Origin of the sequence: Pelagibius sp., from assembly GCF_028289705.1 — a bacterium.
Classification (GTDB): Bacteria; Pseudomonadota; Alphaproteobacteria; order Kiloniellales; family Kiloniellaceae; genus Pelagibius.
In genome coordinates, this window is record NZ_JANQOI010000039.1 from 26,380 (window position 1) to 44,021 (window position 17,642).

Annotated in this window: 14 protein-coding genes; 5 read left to right on the forward strand and 9 right to left on the reverse strand. The window is 66.0% G+C overall.

Annotated elements, in window-relative coordinates; genetic code table 11:
• Positions 1 to 177: 177 nt before the first annotated feature.
• From Q0996_RS05165 to Q0996_RS05185, 5 genes are all read left to right on the forward strand, one after another.
• Positions 178 to 1,032, forward strand: coding sequence for an ABC transporter permease (locus Q0996_RS05165; protein ID WP_299616674.1), 855 nt, complete (start codon positions 178 to 180; stop codon positions 1,030 to 1,032).
• Positions 1,033 to 1,054: 22 nt separating this feature from the next.
• Positions 1,055 to 1,918, forward strand: coding sequence for an ABC transporter permease (locus Q0996_RS05170; RefSeq protein ID WP_299616675.1), 864 nt, complete (start codon positions 1,055 to 1,057; stop codon positions 1,916 to 1,918).
• Between the two features lie 121 nt (positions 1,919 to 2,039).
• Positions 2,040 to 3,089, forward strand: a complete 1,050-nt coding sequence (locus Q0996_RS05175) for a PotD/PotF family extracellular solute-binding protein (protein WP_299616676.1) — start codon at positions 2,040 to 2,042, stop codon at positions 3,087 to 3,089.
• 55 nt (positions 3,090 to 3,144) lie between these two features.
• Complete coding sequence (locus Q0996_RS05180; RefSeq protein ID WP_299616677.1) at positions 3,145 to 4,215, forward strand: ABC transporter ATP-binding protein; 1,071 nt, start codon at positions 3,145 to 3,147, stop codon at positions 4,213 to 4,215.
• A gap of 22 nt (positions 4,216 to 4,237) precedes the next feature.
• Positions 4,238 to 5,416, forward strand: coding sequence for an iron-containing alcohol dehydrogenase family protein (locus Q0996_RS05185; protein WP_299616678.1), 1,179 nt, complete (start codon positions 4,238 to 4,240; stop codon positions 5,414 to 5,416).
• A 34-nt stretch (positions 5,417 to 5,450) separates the two neighbouring features.
• Here the strand turns inward: Q0996_RS05185 and Q0996_RS05190 are convergent, their stop codons facing one another.
• The 9 genes from Q0996_RS05190 to Q0996_RS05230 form a co-directional block, all read right to left on the reverse strand.
• Positions 5,451 to 6,431, reverse strand: coding sequence for a D-2-hydroxyacid dehydrogenase (locus Q0996_RS05190; RefSeq protein ID WP_299616679.1), 981 nt, complete (start codon positions 6,429 to 6,431; stop codon positions 5,451 to 5,453).
• A 105-nt stretch (positions 6,432 to 6,536) separates the two neighbouring features.
• Entirely contained in the window at positions 6,537 to 8,336 is a 1,800-nt protein-coding gene (locus Q0996_RS05195) for an alpha/beta hydrolase (RefSeq protein WP_299616681.1), read from the reverse strand.
• A complete protein-coding gene (locus Q0996_RS05200) occupies positions 8,314 to 9,150 on the reverse strand; it encodes an alpha/beta fold hydrolase (protein ID WP_299616682.1) in 837 nt (278 codons plus the stop codon). Before Q0996_RS05200 ends, Q0996_RS05195 begins: the two co-directional genes overlap by 23 nt.
• Positions 9,147 to 10,526, reverse strand: a complete 1,380-nt coding sequence (locus Q0996_RS05205) for a sigma-54 dependent transcriptional regulator (protein ID WP_299616683.1) — start codon at positions 10,524 to 10,526, stop codon at positions 9,147 to 9,149. The genes Q0996_RS05200 and Q0996_RS05205 overlap by 4 nt, the downstream gene beginning before the upstream one ends.
• Positions 10,527 to 10,736: 210 nt before the next feature.
• Positions 10,737 to 10,946: a dodecin family protein gene (locus Q0996_RS05210; RefSeq protein WP_299616685.1), complete on the reverse strand. Its 210-nt coding sequence runs from the start codon at positions 10,944 to 10,946 to the stop codon at positions 10,737 to 10,739.
• A gap of 148 nt (positions 10,947 to 11,094) precedes the next feature.
• Positions 11,095 to 13,146, reverse strand: coding sequence for a dihydrolipoyl dehydrogenase (lpdA, locus tag Q0996_RS05215; protein ID WP_299616686.1), 2,052 nt, complete (start codon positions 13,144 to 13,146; stop codon positions 11,095 to 11,097).
• Between the two features lie 15 nt (positions 13,147 to 13,161).
• Positions 13,162 to 14,460 carry a dihydrolipoyllysine-residue acetyltransferase gene (aceF, locus tag Q0996_RS05220; protein WP_299616687.1) on the reverse strand — a complete coding sequence of 433 codons (1,299 nt, stop codon included), beginning with the start codon at positions 14,458 to 14,460 and terminating at the stop codon, positions 13,162 to 13,164.
• Between the two features lie 24 nt (positions 14,461 to 14,484).
• Positions 14,485 to 17,154 carry a pyruvate dehydrogenase (acetyl-transferring), homodimeric type gene (aceE, locus tag Q0996_RS05225; RefSeq protein ID WP_299616689.1) on the reverse strand — a complete coding sequence of 890 codons (2,670 nt, stop codon included), beginning with the start codon at positions 17,152 to 17,154 and terminating at the stop codon, positions 14,485 to 14,487.
• A 257-nt stretch (positions 17,155 to 17,411) separates the two neighbouring features.
• A partial coding sequence (locus tag Q0996_RS05230) for a TRAP transporter large permease subunit (protein ID WP_299616690.1) occupies positions 17,412 to 17,642 on the reverse strand: 231 nt, incomplete at its 5' end.

A 17,642-nucleotide genomic window follows, 5' to 3' on the forward strand; every position in this document is an offset into this window, starting at 1 on the left:
GGACCAAAGAGTGTTCACGCAGAGGATCGTTCGCCGACCGACGGTGGTTCGCTTCGCCGGTCGCGCTCTCGAAAGCGGGCTGAGCCGCAAGCGTTCGCCTCGTGAGCGCCTGCGCGCCAATGCCGCGCCGGGCCGGGGAGGCGACCCGTGTGACGGCCGGGCGCTCGTATCCCCGCCATGACAGCGCGCTGGGGACTGGTCCTCCTTCCGCCCTTCATCTTCAGCTTCTTCCTGGTGGCGGCCTCGCAATCCGTGTTCCTCGAGTTGAGCTTCTTCGAGGATCTCGGGCTGGGGCGCAAGGGTGAGGACTTCGTCCTCGACAACTACACCCGCTTCCTCACCGACAGCTTCTATCTCCACGCTCTCTGGACGACCATCAAGACCTCCGCGCTTGCCGCCCTGTTCACCCTGGTGCTGGGCTTTCCCGTCGCCTATCTGATCGCGCGGATGCGCTCGCAGTGGGCCATGGTGCTGATCGCCGGCATCGTGGTCGCGACCTTCGTCACCATCGTCATCAAGGTCTACGGCCTGATCGTCATCTTCTCGGCCAACGGCATCCTTAACAGGAGCCTGATGGAGATAGGCATCCTCTCGGAGCCCTTCACCATCTTCGGCAACGTCTCCGGCGTGGTGATCGGGCTGATGCATTTCACCCTCGGCTTCGGGGTGCTGCTGCTCTACAGCGTCATTCAGACGATCCCGCGCTCCCTGGAGGACGCGGCCGCCATTCACGGCGCCAACCGCTGGCGGGTCTACCGGCGGGTCATCTTTCCCCTCGCCCTGCCCGGCGTGACCGTGGGCGCCCTGATGATCTTCAACATGTGCATGGGCGCCTTCACATCCGCCGCGCTGCTGGGCGGCGGCCGGGTCTTCACCCTGCCCGTCCTAGTGCAGCGCGTGGTGATGATGGAGCTGAAATTCTCCATGGGCGCGACCCTGGCGGCGATCCTGCTGGTCTCGGTGATCGCGATCAACCTGCTGTCGATCTTCATGCTGCGCCGCATGAAGGCGGCGCATCTGGTCGTGGTCTGAGGCGGAAAAGGGGCAAGACGTCATGGACCGCGCAAGCCGCTACAAGATCAGGAGGACGCTGGGCCGTGTCGCCTTCCGCGCCTACTGCGCCCTCTCCTACATCTTCCTGCTCTCGCCCATGGTGGTGGTGATCGGGACCTCGCTCAACGGCCCCAAGGCCTCCACCGACGCGTCCTTTCAGTTTCCGCCGGAGAACATCTCCCTGCACTGGTATGCCCGTATCCCAGAGGCGCAGATCGAGGCGCTGGCCCTCAGCTTTGCACTGGCCGGGATCGTCGCCGTCCTGGCCTGCATCCTGGGCGTTCCGGCGGCGTTGGGACTGGTGCGCAGCAATCTTCCCGGCAAGGCGCTGATCTCGACGGTGTTCCGCGCGCCGCTGCAGATTCCCTCCATCGTCACCGGGATCGCCTTCCTGCAGCTCTTCTACCTGATCGGCGATCTGACCGGCGTCTACTGGCAGGGCACACTGTTCGGCCTGGTGCTGGGCCATGTTTTCGTCGCGACGCCCTATGTGGTCGGCACCGTGACCGCGGTTCTGCAGCGTTTCGACATGCGGCTCGAGGAGGCCGCCCTGATTCACGGAGCCAGCCGCTGGCGCGCCTTCCGCCGGGTCACCCTGCCGGTGATCATGCCCGGCGTCTATGCCGGCGGTCTCTATGCCTTCATGGTGTCCTTCGGCGACGTGCCGATCGCGATCTTCCTGACGGCACCGGGCTTCGTTACCTATCCGGTCGAGTTGTTCACGGCGCTGGAGAACGACTTCGACCCCAGCATCATGGCCTCTGCGTCCATGGTGATCTTTCTCTGCCTGATCTTGCTGCTGGCGGTTCAGAAGCTGGTCGGCCTCGACACGCTTCTGCGCACCGGCGGCGGCGGAGGGCGGTAACGGCGCACAATCAACCGGGCGCCGGAGATCCGAGACGGCACCCGAAACAGGAACGGATCAATCAAGAGCGGGAACAAGGAGGTGTGAAATGAGAGGATCATGGAAAGTTCTGCGAGCGGGCTTGGTTGCCGGCTCGGTGGTCGCGGCTTCAGGCGCAGCGTCGTTCACCGCGGTCGCCGGGGAGTTCGACGGCGTCACGCTGCGCGTCGGCACCTGGGGCGGGTCCTGGAAGGCCAACATGGTCGAACTGATCGTGCCGAAGTTCGAGGCCATGGGCGGCAAGATCGAGTTCGTCACCGGAAGCCCCCAGGCCAACTTCGCCAAGGTCATCACCGGCCGCGGCAAGGCGCCCTTCGACGTGATGGAGGTGCTCGACGCCCAGATCGGCGACGCCATGGAGTCCGGCTATTTCCAGAAGGTCGACCTGAGCAAGATCCCCAACAAGAAGTATGTCGACGACTATCAGTACAACGAGAACATGGTCGGTTCTTGGCACACCCAGGAGGTCATCTGCTACCACGTCGACAAGTTCGCCGAGCAGGGCATTCCGGTGCCAAAGACCTACGCCGACCTGATTCATCCCAAGCTGGCGGGCAAGGTCTCCTTCCCCGACATCAACTCGGGCGGCGGGCTGGCCAACTTCACCGCGATCAACATCGCCGCCGGCGGCGACCGCGACAACGTTCAGCCCGGGCTGGAACTCATCAACAAGATGAAGGTGCTGAAGTTCTGGTCGCGCGGCGGGGAAACCCTCTCCCAGTTCGAATCCGGCGATATTCTGGCGGCCGTTTCCAACGGCGGCTGGTGCCTGCGCACCAGAAAGGCCGGGGTCAATGTCGACTCCGTGCATCCCGTCATCGGCAACGGCAACGTCGGCGTCGCCAAGGTCGGCTGGCTCGGCATCCTGAAAAGCGCCGAGGGCAAGAACGTCGAGGCCGCCCACTGGTTCATCAACGAGTATCTGACCGAGGAGTTCCAGTTGCTCTTCGCGGTCAAGAGCGGCATCGTTCCCATCAACAAGAATGCGATCGCACGGATGCACGAAGACGAGGTGATCCGCGACATCCTGGTGCTGGATCAGGAGAAGATCGCCAACGAGCTGCGCTTCGACTATACCGGCATCAACCTCTCGGCCTGGACCGACCAGTGGAACCGTATGGTCGCGAAGTAACGTACGATTGGTGAAACCTGAAATCTGACCGGTCCGGCCGGCAGGGAGTACAGTTATGGCTGGTGTTCGGCTCGACAGGGTCAGAAAGGTCTATGGCGCGGTCGTCGCGCTCGAGGAGCTGAATCTGGAGATCGAGGAGGGTGAGTTTCTCACCCTCCTCGGCCCCTCCGGCTGCGGCAAGACGACGACGCTGCGTCTGATCGCGGGCTTCGTGGAGCCGACCAGCGGCACCATCCTGCTCGGCGAGGAAGACGTTACGGGGCTGCCGCCGCAGCACCGCGAGATCGGCATGGTGTTCCAGGACTATGCGCTCTTCCCCCACCTGACGATCCGCGACAACATCGGCTTCGGCCTGAAGGAACGCGGGGCCGGCAAGGCGGAGATCGAAGCCCGCGTCCAGCAGCTTCTGGAACTGGTTCAATTGCCCGGCGTGGAAGAGCGTTATCCCTCGGAACTCAGTGGCGGCCAGGCCCAGCGCATCGCCGTGGCCCGCGCCGTTGCCTTTCCGCCCCGCGTTCTGCTGATGGACGAACCGCTGGGGGCGCTCGATCTCAAGCTGCGCGAATCCATGCAGATCGAGCTGCGCCGCATCCAGAAGGAACTGAAGATCACCACGGTCTTCGTGACCCACGACCAGACCGAGGCGATGAACATGTCCGACCGCATCGTCGTGATGAACGGCGGCCTCATCGAGCAGGTCGGCAGCGCCGAGGAGATCTACAACTCTCCGAAAAGCAAGTTCGTGGCCGACTTCGTCGGGCAGATCAACCTGATCGAAGGCGACGTCGTGCTGACGCGCGATGGTTTTGCCACGCTCAAGGTCGCCCAAGATGCCGCCATCCGCGCGCCGGTCGCCAACGGCGACGCCCGGGGCACCCTCGCGGTGGCGGTGCGCCCCGAACACCTACGTATCGTCGACAGCGCAGAGACCGCCGACAGCGACAACCGTCTGGACGGCCGGGTGGTCGGCACGATCTTCAGCGGCAACCTGCGCAAGGTCTTTATCGACATCGGCATGGAAAAGCCTCTGGTCCTGGAGGACCGCCCGCAAAACGTCGCGCTTCAGGACGGCGCGGCAGTACGGGTCGCCTGGTCGCCGAGCGACGGCATTCTTCTCGACAACTGAGACGCAAAGGTCCGGAGCGCCGATGGAACTCCAGAACTTCGACTTCGGCCTGGCCCCCTGCCGGGTGCGGTTTGGCGCCGGCCGCCTGACGGAGGTCGCCGACATCGCGTCACAGACGAACGCCCGCAAGGTTGCCTGGGTCGTCGACGAGCACTTCCAGAACGCAGAGGGCACGAGCCCTCTGAAGAGCTGTATTGCGCTGGTCGCCGCCGACAGCGCCATCCATGCGATGCCGCCGGGCGAACCGGACACGCGCAGCGTCGAGGCCTGTCACGCCTTTCTCCGCGATCAGGACGCCGACCTGATCGTGGCCCTGGGCGGCGGGTCCACCATGGATGCCACGAAGGTCGCCCGCCTGATGCTGGAAAACCCCGGCGGTGTCGCGGCCGTGGCCCAGGCCCAACCGCCCCTGATGCGGCCGCGGCCGGCCCTGATCTGCGTGCCGACCACCGCCGGAACCGGATCGGAAGTCTCCGAGATGGCGGTCATCAGCGAGGCGGGCACCGACATCAAGCTCAGGGTGCGCAGCCGCGACGGCATGGCGGAGGTTGCCATTCTCGACCCGGAACTGCTGCTGAGCCTGCCGAAAGGGCCGACGGCCCATACCGGCTTCGATGCCTTCACCCACGCCTTCGAGGCCTACACATCGCTCAGAGCCTCGGAGATCACCGACCTGCTCTGCCGGGCAGCGATCGAAAAGCTGTGGCGCTGGCTGCCCTATGCCGTCGACGATCCGCAGGACCTGAAGGCGCGCGGCGAATGCCTGCTGGCCTCGACCTTCGCGGCCATCGCCTTCAACAGCACGGAACTGGGGCTGGCCCACGCCATCGCCGCGCCGCTCGGCGCCCAATACCACGTGATTCACGGGCTGGGCAACGCGCTCGCCCTGCCCGCCGTCACCGCTTTCAACGAGCCGGCCATCCCGGCGGCCAAACGCAACTGGCTGAGGCATGCGATGCGTTCTTCGACCGTCACCGAGGGCGTCTGCAAGATGCGCGAACGGATCGGGTTGGACCGCGGCCTGGTGGACTGCCTGCCGAACGGATTCGACCGGGATGCCGTCGCCGAAGCGGCGATGAAAAGCGGCAACATCGCCACCAACGCCAGGCCGCCGACCCGCCAGGCTGTCGAGATCATTCTCGGGGCCATGCGCGACCGGCTGGACGGCGCCCTGCCGCCCCTCGACGGCACCCGCTTCTGACCTTTGCCTTTAGGGGCTCGCGCCCGGTGCGACGTTACGGCGCGATGCGATTGCGCAGCGCCTCGCCGGTCATGAAGCGGCCGATGTTGTCCCGGCAGAGATCAACCAGCCGATCTTCCGCCCCGTCATTGCCGAAACCTGCCACGTGAGGCGAGAGAATCACGTTCGGAAGTGCCCGCAGGGGGCTGTCGGCAGGCAAGGGTTCGCGGGCGAAAACGTCGAGGCCGGCCCCGGCGATCCGGCCTTCGCCGAGCGCCTCGATCAAGGCCGCCTCGTCGACGATCCCGCCCCGCGCCACGTTGATAAGCAAGGCCGAGGCCTTCATGGCGGCGAGGGCCTTGCGGCCGATGAGATGATGCGTCTCCGGGGTCAGCGCCAGACTGAGCACCACGGCGTCGGCCGCCGCCAGCACCTCGAACAGGCGTTCGAAGGGAACCGCTTCGTCGATCCCCTCGACGCTGCGGGGCTGGCGTATGACGCCGACGATGCGCGGGCCGAAGGCCCTGGCGCGCGCCGCGACCTCGCGGCCGATGTTGCCGACCCCGACAAGGGCCAGGGTCCGTCCCTGAAGCGATCCCATGGCCGGCACCAGGGCTTCGCGCGACCAGTCCTCCCCCAGGCGCGTTCGTTCCAGCAGATGGATTTGCCGGACCAGGCCGAGGAGAAGGGCCAGAGCATGCTCGGCCACCGTCGGCGCCCAGACGTCGCCAGCGTTGCAGAGCAGGCATCCCTCGGGCACGCCGAACTTCTCAGCATTGTCGACGCCAGCGGTGGCGAACTGGATCCACCTCAGCTTCTGCCGCCCCGCCAGCGATGCCACCTCCGCCGTGTAGTCGCCGTTGAAGACAATGAGGCCGTCGGCGTCGGCAATCTCCCGCTCCAGCCCGGCGAGCGTCTTCGTTTCGACCAGGGAGAGCCCCGGCATCCCGGCGCAGGCGGCCAGCAGGGCGGGGAATCCCGCAGTCACGTGGCAGACGATCTTGATCTGCTGATCCGCTTCGGACCCTCCGGCCATGCCCCCGCGCCCCTGCCTCTTGCTTCAACCCCGCAACCACCGGAGCATACACGAAAGAAGCGATGACCGGCCGCCTACATCCGCGTGGAATAGCGCCGGCCGGCGCTATTCGGAGATCCGCACCTTGACGTAGGCGCCGGGGGCGTCCTCGATGGGTTTGAGCTTGCCATCGCCCGGCTTTCGCGCGGGCACCTTGGCGCCGCCCTTGCGGGCCAGCCACTTGCCCCAGTCCGCCCACCAGGAGCCGTCGTGGCGCTCCGCGTCCTCGAACCAGGCCTCGGCATCCGCCGGGCTCTTGGCGTTGGTCCAGTAGCAGTACTTGTTGGCCGCCGGCGGATTGATGACCCCGGCGATGTGGCCGGAGGCGCCGAGCACGAAGCGGACCGATCCCCCGAAGCTCTGGGTGGCCGGATAGCTGGAGATCCAGGGGGCGATGTGGTCGTCCTTGGTCGCCAGCATGTAGCAGGGTGTCTCGATCTTGCCGATGTCGATGGGCACGTCGTCGAGCACCAGATGGGCCGGATGCATGAGGCCGTTGTCGCGATAGACCTTGCGCAGATAAGTGACCAGCATGGTGGCGGGCAGGCGGGTGGAGTCCGCATTCCAGTAGAGCAGGTCGAAGGGCATGGGATCGCGGCCCATGAGGTAGTTGTTCACCACGAAGGACCAGATTAGGTCATTCTCGCGCATCATGTTGAACATCTCGGCCATGTGGTGGCCTTCCAGATATCCCTTTTCGCCGACGTGCTGTTCCAGCGACTCCAACTGGGTCTCGTCGATGAAGACCGAGACCTCGCCCACGTCCTGCAGGTCGACCATGGTCGCCAGCAGGGTCGCGGAATTGATCCGCTTGTCGCCCACGGCGGCCATGTAGGCCAGTGTCGCCACCATCAGGATGCCGCCGATGCAGAAGCCCAGGGCATTGACCTCCCGCTCGCCGGTCGCCTGCTCGATGGCGTCCAGCGCGGCCAGCGGCCCCTCGCGCATGTAGTCCTGGAAGTCCTTGTGGGCGAGCTCCTTGCGCGGGTTGACCCAGGAGATGACGAACAGCGTGTGCCCCTGATCGACGGTCCACTTGATCAGGCTGTTCTTCGGCTGCAGGTCCATGACGTAGAACTTGTTGATCCAGGGCGGCACGAAGAGCATCGGGCGCTTGTGAACCTTCTCGGTGGTCGGGTCGTACTGGATCAACTGCATCAACTCATTCTGGAAGACCACCTTGCCGGGACTGGCCGCCACGTTCTTGCCGACCTCGAAGGCCGACTCGTCGGTCATGGAGATCTTGAGCCGTCCCTTGCCCTTCTCCAGATCCTCCAGCAGGTGCTCCAGGCCCTTGACCAGGTTCTCGCCACCGCTCTCTGTCGTCTTCTTGAGAACCGCCGGATTGGTCATGGCGAAGTTGCTGGGCGAGAGCGCACTGAGGAACTGGCGGGTGTAGAACTCCACCTTTTCCTTGTCCTGGGGGTCGAGCCCGCGGACGTCGCCCACGACGCTCTCCATCCAGCGCGAACTCAAGAGGTAGGACTGCTTGATGTAGTCGAAGACCAGCTCGTCGTTCCAGGCCGGGTCCTTGAAGCGCCGGTCGCCGGCGTTGGGCTCGGCCACCGACTCCGCCGACTGGCCCTGCATGCGCAGCGCCATGGACTGCCAGAGGCGGGCACTGTCCTGCCAGAACTGGACTTGCGCATCGGCCAGGCGGAAGGGATCGGCCGCCATCTTGGTCATCATTTCCAGAAACGCCCGATTCACGCTTTGGGTATCGACGATGGAAAACCCACCGTCCTCCGCCTGGCGTTCGGCAAAGGCCTGCACGATGCGTTGGCTTTTCTCCGCCAGCGCCGCCCAGTTGGCCCCCACCTGGGCCCAGTCGGAGGTGTCGAACTCAGGTTCTTTGGACATCGTCATCGACTCCTCTTTCAGATCCGGCACGCCCGCGCGGATCGACCGTCCCGGCGAGAAACCCCTGGAGCGCCTCCAGGAAAGGTTCCGGCGCCTCGGCATGCACCCAATGGCCGGCACCGGCGACCGTCTCGACGCTTGCCCGCGGGAACAAGCGCCGGATAGTGTCCTGGTGCGCCGCCGTGATGTAGTCGGACAGGCCGCCGCCAAGAAAAAGCGTCCGGCCGTCATAAGCCCCCTGCCCCGGCGCCTCGGGAAAGCCGCTGATCTCGGCCATGCCGGCCCCGAGGGCCGCGAGATTGAAGCGCCAGGTGAAGCCGCCGTCACGGGCCACCAGGTTCTGCAGCAGGAACGCACGGATGCCCGCTTCCGGGACCGAAGACTGCAGGGCCGCATCGGCATCCGCCCGCCGCATGATACCGCTGAGGTCCAGCGCCTGCAGCGCCTCGACATAGCCCTGATGGGTCTGCGGATAGGCCACCGGCGCGATGTCGACCACGGTCAAGGACCCGATCCGCGCCGGCTGCGTGAGGGCCAGTGCCATGGCGGTCTTGCCGCCCATGGAGTGGCCGACCAGCGCGACCCTGTCCAATCCCTGTCGGTCCAGAAAGGCGCCCACGTCGTCCGCCATGGCGGGGTAGTCCATCGCCTCGGCCCAGGGCGAGTCGCCATGGTTGCGCAGGTCGAGGGCATAGACATGCCAGGCCTCCGCCAGGCGGCGCGCGATGCCGGTCCAGTTCCGGCCGGAACCGAAGAGCCCGTGCAGGATGACCAGCGGCGGCCCTTCGCCATAGTCCTGGAAGGCGAGATCGAGGCTCATGGCTTTTCGATCCCCAGCGCCTTGATCTTGTGATAGAGCGTGCGCTTGGGCACGCCGATCAGCGTCGAGGCCTGTTCAACGTTGCCGTCGGTGGAGGCAAGGGCGGAGCGGATGACATGGCGTTCCAGCCGGGCGATGCTCTCCTCCAGCGTGCCGCTGGTGGCGACCGGCATGCCGGCCTCTTCCTCCGGGTCCACTTCGATGGGAAAGCCCAAGGCATGGCGGGTCGCCGCCGCCTGCAGCTCGCGGACATTGCCCGGCCAGTCGTGGGTGACCAGCGCCTGGAGAAGCTGCGGGGTGAGTACCGGCGCCTCCTCGCCGTCGGCCAGGGCCTGGTGGACGAAGTGCTGGAACAGCAGCGAGATGTCTTCCATCCGCTCCCGCAAGGGTGGGATCGACATGGAGAGCACGTTCAGGCGGTAGTAGAGGTCGGCCCGGAAGCGGCCTTCCTCGACGGCCTGGCTGAGGTCCGTCTTGGCAGCGGAGACGACACGGATGTCGATGGGGATCTCTTCGTTTTCGCCGAGACGGACGATCACCCGGTTCTCCAGAACACGCAGCAACTCCGCCTGCAGGTGCAGGGGCATGCCCTCGATCTCGTCGAGGAAGACGGTGCCGCCGTCGGCATACTCGAACTTGCCGATGCGCCGCTTGGCGGCACCGGTGAAGGCGCCCGGGGCATAGCCGAAGAACTCGCTCTGCAGCAGGGATTCCGGCAGCGCCGCGCAGTTGATGGCGACGAAGTGGCCCTTGCTGCGCGCGCTGAACTGGTGCAGGCAGCGCGCGACCAGATCCTTGCCGGTCCCGGTCTCACCGTAGATCAGCACGTCGGCCTTGGTCGAGGCGCAGCGCTGCACCTGCTGGCGCAGGGCCGCGATACCCGGCGACTGCCCGCGAATCACCGAGTCGATGCCCGAGGCACTGGCCAGTTCCCGGCGCAGCCGGCGGTTCTCCCGGGTCAGCGCGCGCTTCTCCGCGGCCTTCTTCACCGAGCCGATCAGCCGGTCGGAGGAAAAGGGTTTCTCGATGAAGTCGTAAGCCCCGTTGCGCATCGCCTCCACCGCCATGGGCACGTCGCCATGGCCGGTAATCAGAATCACCGGCAGATCCGCATCCACCGAGCGGACCCGGTCGAGCAGTGCAAGGCCGTCGATGCCGGGCATGCGGATGTCGGAGACCACGGCGGCCAGATGCTCGGAGGAAAGGGTGTCCAACACCGTCTCGGCGGAGCTCAGCGGCGTCACCGCGAAGTCCGAAAGCTCGAGCAACTGCCCGACGCCGGCCAGGACGTCCGGGTCGTCGTCGATCAGAACGACTTCAGCGCTCTCGCTCTGTTCCACCGCCAAGCCTGGTGCCTCCTGTTCAACGACAGCCATGGGCAAGGAAGGGCCTTCCGCCGAAAAGGTAAGGGCCGCCGGGCCCGCAGGCAACGCTCTCGGGTTCCGGGCCGCAAAAGCCCGGCCGCCGGGCGCCAACGAACGGCGCCCGCAGCTCTAACGGATAGCCTTTTGCGGGGCCTGGATGGACGGCAACGAAGACCGGGCCGGCTCGCTGCCTGTTGCCCAAACAAGCCCGCACAACCGGGACTAATCCTCGAACTTGAACGACAGGCTCAGCTTGGTGCGAAAAGCCTTCACCTTGCCGTCCTCGACAACCAGGTCCTGCGAGGTCACCTCTGCGACCCGCAGATCGCGCAGCGACTTGCTGGCGCGATCCACGGCACTGGTTGCCGCCTTCTCCCAGGACTCGGTGCTCGTACCGACCAGCTCGATGACCTTATAGACGCTGTCGCTCATGGTTCATTTCCTCCTCATTGGCGCCCGCGGCGCCGCTCTGCCGCTGTCTGTCGACATTGACGCAGCGGTTCTCACCGTTCCCCGGCTGTCGGCAGGCCGCTGCCCGTCCGACTGCCGGGATGGTGTTTCTTTGACTGCTTCCTTCCGATCACTTCCTTTTCTTTGGCGGCATCAGATCGGTGATGGTGCCTTCGAACATCTCCGCGGCGAAGTTGACGGTTTCCGAAAGCGTCGGATGGGGATGGATGGTGTGGCCGATGTCGGTGGCATCGCAACCCATCTCGATGGCCACCGCCACCTCGGCGATGAGATCGCCGGCGTTGGGGCCGACGATGCCGGCGCCGATCACCTGGTCGGTGGTCTCGTCGAACAGCACCTTGGTCATGCCCTCGTCGCGGCCCAGCGAAAGGGATCGGCCCGAGGCGGCCCAGGGGAAGACCCCCTTGCCGACCTTCAGGCCCTGGGCCTTGGCCTCGTTCTCGGTGACCCCGACCCAGGCGACCTCCGGGTCGGTGTACGCGACGGAAGGAATGACCCGGGCATCGAAGGCGCGCTTGTGGCCGGCGGCCACCTCGGCGGCCACCTTGCCCTCGTGCACCGCCTTGTGGGCCAGCATCGGCTGGCCGACGACGTCGCCGATGGCGAAGATGTGCGGCTGGTTGGTGCGCATCTGCTTGTCGACGGCGATGAAGCCGCGCTCGTCCACCGCCACGCCGCTGTTCTCCAGGCCGATCATCTTGCCGTTGGGCCGCCGCCCGACCGCCACCAGCACCTTGTCGAAGGTGTCGCTGGTGGTGCCACCCGGCCCCTCGAAGGTCACCTTGAGCCCGGCCTTCTCGGCCTCGACCGCCGTCACCTTAGTCTTGAGGTGGATCGCCTCGTAGCGCTTTTCGATGCGCTTGTGCAGCGGCTTGACGATGTCCTTGTCGGCGCCGGGAATGATCTGATCCATCAGCTCGACCACCGTCACCTTGGCGCCGAAGGCATCGTAGACGCAGCCCATCTCCAGCCCGATGATCCCGCCACCCAGCACCAGCAGGCGCTTGGGGATATCGGCTAGTTCCAGGGCACCGGTGGAATCGATGACCCGCGGGTCGTCGTGGGGAATGAACGGCAGTTCCACCGGCTCGGAGCCCGCCGCGACGATGCACTGGTCGAAGCTCACGGTCTTCTCGCCCTCGGCAGTGGCGACCCGTAGCAGGTTGGGCGACGCGAACTGTCCGGTCCCCTCCACCACCTTCACCTTGCGCCCCTTGGCGAGGCCCGAGAGTCCGCCGGTCAGCTTCTTGACCACGCTTTCCTTCCAGCCGCGCAGGGCATCGATGTCCACCTTGGGCTTGCCGAAGCTGATGCCAAAATGGGCCATCTCCTCGGCCTCGGTGATCACCTTGGCGGCGTGCAACAGGGCCTTGGAGGGAATGCAGCCGACGTTGAGGCAGACCCCGCCTAACACAGGGTTACGTTCCACCAGCACCGTCTGCAGCCCCAGATCGGCGGCACGGAAGGCAGCGGTGTAGCCGCCAGGCCCGGAGCCCAGCACCAGCATCTCGGCGTGGATGTCGCCCTGCACCGGGGCGGTGGGCCGCGAGGCCGGGGCCGGGGGTGCAGCCGGCGCGGCGGCCGGCTGGGCCGCCTGGCCGGTGGACAGGGTGAGGATGAGCGAGCCCTCGGAGACCTGGTCGCCGACCTTGACGGCGACATCGGCCACCGTGCCCGCCGCGGGGGCCGGCACCTCCATGGTCGCCTTGTCGCTCTCCAGCTCGATCAGGGGATCTTCCGCGGCGACCGTGTCGCCCGGTGCCACCATCACCGTGATCACCGGCACGTCGGAGAAATCGCCGATGTCCGGAACCTTGACCTCGATGGTCTCGTGCACGCCCGCCGCCGAGCCGTAGCCCGCCGGCTCCGAGGTCGCCGGAGCCCCGGCGCCGGAGACCGCCGGGGCCGCAGCGGCGGCCTCTCCCTCGGCCTCCAGCGTCAGGATCAGCGTGCCTTCGGAGACCTTGTCCCCTTCGGAGACTTTCATCTCCACCACCTTGCCGGCTGCCGGCGAAGGCACCTCCATGGTGGCCTTGTCGCTTTCCAGCTCGATCAGCGGGTCCTCCGCGGCGACCGTATCGCCGGGTCCGACCATCACCGTGATCACCGGCACGTCGGCGAAATCGCCGATATCCGGAACCTTGACCTCTACGATTGCCATCGCCCCGGCCTCCGCCTAGAGGACCAGCCGGCGGACGTCGCCGAGCAGGTGTTTCAAGGTCGCACAGAAGCGCGCGGCAAGCGCGCCGTCGATGGCGCGGTGGTCGTAGCTGAGGGAAAGCGGCAGCATGTTGCGCGGCACGAAGTCTTCCCCGTTCCATACCGGCGCCATCTTGGAGCGGGTGACGCCGAGGATCGCCACTTCCGGCGCGTTGACGATGGGCGTGAAGGAGGTGCCGCCGATGCCGCCCAGGGAGGAGATGGTGAAGCTCGCCCCCTGCATGTCCTCGCTCTTCAGCTCGCCCTTGCGCGCCTTGGCGCTGAGTGTGCCGAGTTCCTTGGAGATCTCGACCACGCCCTTGCCGTCGGCGCCCTTGATCACCGGCACCACCAGGCCGTTGGGCGTGTCGGCGGCAAAGCCGATGTTGTAGTAGTGCTTGCGGATCAGCTTGTCGCCGTCGGGATGGATCGAGGCATTCACCTCCCAGTGGCTCTTCAGCGCCGAAACGCTGGCCTTGATCAGGAAGCTCAGCAGGGTGACGCGATAGCCCTCCTCCTTGGCCGCCGTGTCCAGCTCCTTGCGGTACTTGTCGATCTCGGTGATGTCGGCCTCTTCGTTGTGGGTGACGTGAGGCACGTTCAGCCAGGAGCGGTGCAGGGCGGGGCCGGAGATCTTCTTGATCCGCGGCATCTCCACGTCTTCGATGGCGCCGAATTTGGTGAAGTCGATGACCGGGACCGGCGGAATGCCGGCACCGGCCTGGGGCGCCGCCTTGGGGGCCGCCACCTCCGCCGCGCCCTTGAAGTAGGCCGTCACGTCCTCACGCAGGATACGGCCCTTGCGGCCGCTGCCGGCGATCTTCGAGAGGTCGACACCGAGTTCCCGGGCGAAGGCGCGCACCGAGGGGGAGGCATGGGCCTTGGCGAAGCCGGCCTCGTCCACCGGCGCCAGGTTTCCGGCCGCTGCCGCGGCGGGCGCTGCTGCAGCCGGCGCGGCGGCGGCTGCCGGCGGCGGCGCGGCGGGTTCAGCCTCCTGCACGCCCTTGGGCGAGGGCGGCTCGACGGGGGCCGAGGCCTCGCCGGGTTCCAGCTTCAGGATCGCCGAGCCCTCGGAGACCGCATCGCCCTCCTTGACCAGCAGTTCGAGCACCTTGCCCGCCGCCGGTGAAGGCACCTCCATGGTCGCCTTGTCGCTCTCCAGTTCGATCAGCGAGTCTTCCTCGGCCACCGTGTCTCCGGGGGAGACCATGATCGAGATCACCGGCACGTCTGAGAAATCGCCGATATCGGGAACCTTCACTTCGATGATGGACATGTCTACACCCACTCCCTTTGGCGCTTAGACGGTGCGCGGGTTCGGCTTGGCGCCGTCGATCTGGTACTTGTCGAGCGCCGCCTTGAGCTCGCTCTTGGTGACCTTTTCATCGCGGTACAGCGCGGTCATGGCGGCAGCGGCGATGTGGTTGGCGTCGACCTCGAAGAAGCGGCGCAGGTTGACCCGGCTGTCGGAGCGCCCGAAGCCGTCAGTGCCCAGCACCGTGTAGGGTTGCTCTACATAGGGCCGGATCTGCTCGGCATAGCTCCGCACATAGTCCGTCGCCGCGATCACCGGGCCTTTAGCCTTTGCCAGGGTTTTGGTCACGAAGGGAACCTTTGGAGCCTCCAAGGGGTTGAGGCGGTTCCAACGCTCGCAGTCGGCGCCGTCGCGGCCCAGCTCGTTGAAGCTGGGGGCCGACCAGAGATCGGCGGTGACCCCGAAGTCGGCTTTCAGCGCCTCGGCCGCCATCATCACCTGGCGGAAGATGGTGCCGGAGCCCATGAGGTTCACATGCTTCTTGCCGGGCCGGGCGGTCTTGGAGAAGCAGTAGAGACCGCGCATCACCCCCTCCTCCACGCCTTCGGGCATGTCGGGGTGACTGTAGTTCTCGTTCATCACCGTCACATAGAAGAACACGTCCTCCTGATCGACGAACATGCGCTGCAGGCCGTGATGGACGATCAGCGCCACCTCGTAGCTGAAGGCTGGGTCGTAGCTGACGCAGTTGGGAATGGTGCCGGCCAGCACGTGACTGTGACCGTCCTCATGCTGCAGGCCCTCGCCGTTCAGGGTGGTCCGCCCGGCGGTGCCGCCCACCAGGAAACCCCGCGCCCGGCTGTCCCCCGCCGCCCAGGCGAGATCGCCGATGCGCTGGAAGCCGAACATCGAATAGAAGATGTAGAAGGGGATCATCGGCACGCCGTGCACGGCGTAGGATGTCGCCGCGGCGACCCAGTCGGCCATGGCGCCGGCCTCGTTGATGCCTTCCTGCAGCACCTGCCCCGACTTCGATTCCTTGTAGAACATCAACTGGTCGGCGTCCTCGGGCCGGTAAAGCTGGCCCTTGGGGCTGTAGATGCCGAGCTGGCGGAACATGCCCTCCATGCCGAAGGTGCGGCTTTCGTCCGGCACGATGGGGACCACCTGCTTGCCCACCTTCTTGTCGCGGCAGAGTGTGGTCATGATGCGCACGAAGGCCATGGTGGTGGAAATCTCGCGCTCGCCGGTGCCCTTGATCTGTGCCTGGAAGGCATCGAGTTTGGGGATCTCCAGCTTCGGAGAGTCGCGCCACCTGCGCTCCGGAAAGGCCCCGCCCAAGGCGTCGCGGCGCGCCTTCAGATAGGCCTTCTGCTCCGCTGTCAACTCCACCAGCGGCGCCTTCGCCAGCTCCTCGTCCGGAACCGGAATCTTGAAGCGGTCGCGGAAGGCGCGGAGCTGGTCATCGGCCAGCTTCTTCTGCTGGTGGGTGATGTTCATCCCCTCACCCGCCTCGCCCATGCCGTAGCCCTTGACGGTCTTGACCAGCAGGACCGTCGGTTGCCCCTGGGTGTTGGCGGCGGTATGCATGGCGGCATAGACCTTGCGCGGGTCGTGGCCGCCGCGCTGCAGCATCCAGATCTCCTCGTCGCTCATGTCGGCGACCAGGGCCTTGGTCTCGGGATAGCGGCCGAAGAAGTTCTCCCGGGTGTAGGCGCCGCCCTTGGATTTGAAGGCCTGGTAGTCGCCGTCCACCGTCTCTTCCATCAGCCGCAGCAACATGCCGGAGGTGTCCTTCTCCAGCAGCGTGTCCCAGCCGGAGCCCCAGATGCACTTGACCACGTTCCAGCCGGCGCCGCGGAACTCGCCCTCCAGTTCCTGGATGATCTTGGCATTGCCGCGCACCGGGCCGTCGAGGCGCTGCAGGTTGCAGTTCACCACGAAGATCAGGTTGTCGAGGTTCTCCCGCGCCGCCAGGCTGATGGCGCCCAGGCTCTCCGGCTCGTCCATCTCGCCGTCGCCCAGGAAGGCCCAGACCTTGCGGTCCGCCATGTCGATGTGGCCGCGGTTGTGCATGTACTTCATGAAGCGGGCCTGATAGATCGCCATCAGCGGCCCCAGACCCATGGAGACTGTCGGGAACTGCCAGAAGTCCGGCATCAGCCAGGGATGGGGGTAGGAACTGAGGCCCTTGCCGTCCACCTCCGAGCGGAAGTTGTCCATCTGCTCGGTCGTCAGCCGCCCCTCCATGAAGGCGCGGGCATAGATGCCGGGGATCGCGTGGCCCTGGAAGAACACGAGATCGCCGCCGTGGGCATCGGTGCGGGTGCGCCAGAAGTGGTTCAGCCCGATGTCGTACATCACCGCCGAGGAAGCGAAGGAGGCGATGTGTCCGCCGTACTCGCTGGAGACCTTGTTGCGGCGGACCACCGTCGCCATGGCGTTCCAGCGGTTGATGGTGCGGATGCGCCACTCCATCTCCAGATCGCCGGGATGCGGGGTCTGCTGGTCGCTGGGGATGGTGTTGACGTAGGCCGTGGTGGCACCAAAGGGCAGGTTGGCCCCGCGCGAGCGCGCCGCCTTCACCGAACGGTCCAGCAGGAAGTGGGCGCGGTCGCCGCCGTCGCGGTCGATGACGTCCTCGACCGCGTCGAGCCATTCCCGGGTCTCGATGGGATCGATATCGTGGTTGGCGGTTCCGGGTGCGTCAGTCATCGGTCAACCTCGAGTCCAAATCAAACGGAGTGGCCGGCGGGAAGCGATCCTGCCGGATGAAGCATGGGGCACGAAAAGTGGGGCGCCGGTGGAACGCCTGTCTGCGCTGCCCACCGCGCCAACGCCATGAAGGCCCAGAGGAGAGTACCTCTGGAGCCTTTCGCGGACCTTTCTCGGTCATGGCCTTCAGCGAGTCTTGCAAAGACCCCTCTTGCAATTCGCCTCCCCCCACCAGGTCCGGCCGTGGGCCGGCGTGATTACTGGATGATGATCTCCGGTCCCATGAGCGTCGTCGGCAGGTAGGTGGAGATCCACGGCACGTAGGTGACCAGGATCAGGAAGATGAACATGATGCCCAGCCAGGGCAGCGCGGCCCTGACCACCCGCATCATCGGCATGCCGGCAACGCCGGAGGTGACGAAGAGATTGAGCCCCACCGGCGGCGTGATCATGCCGATCTCCATGTTCACCACCATGATGATGCCGAG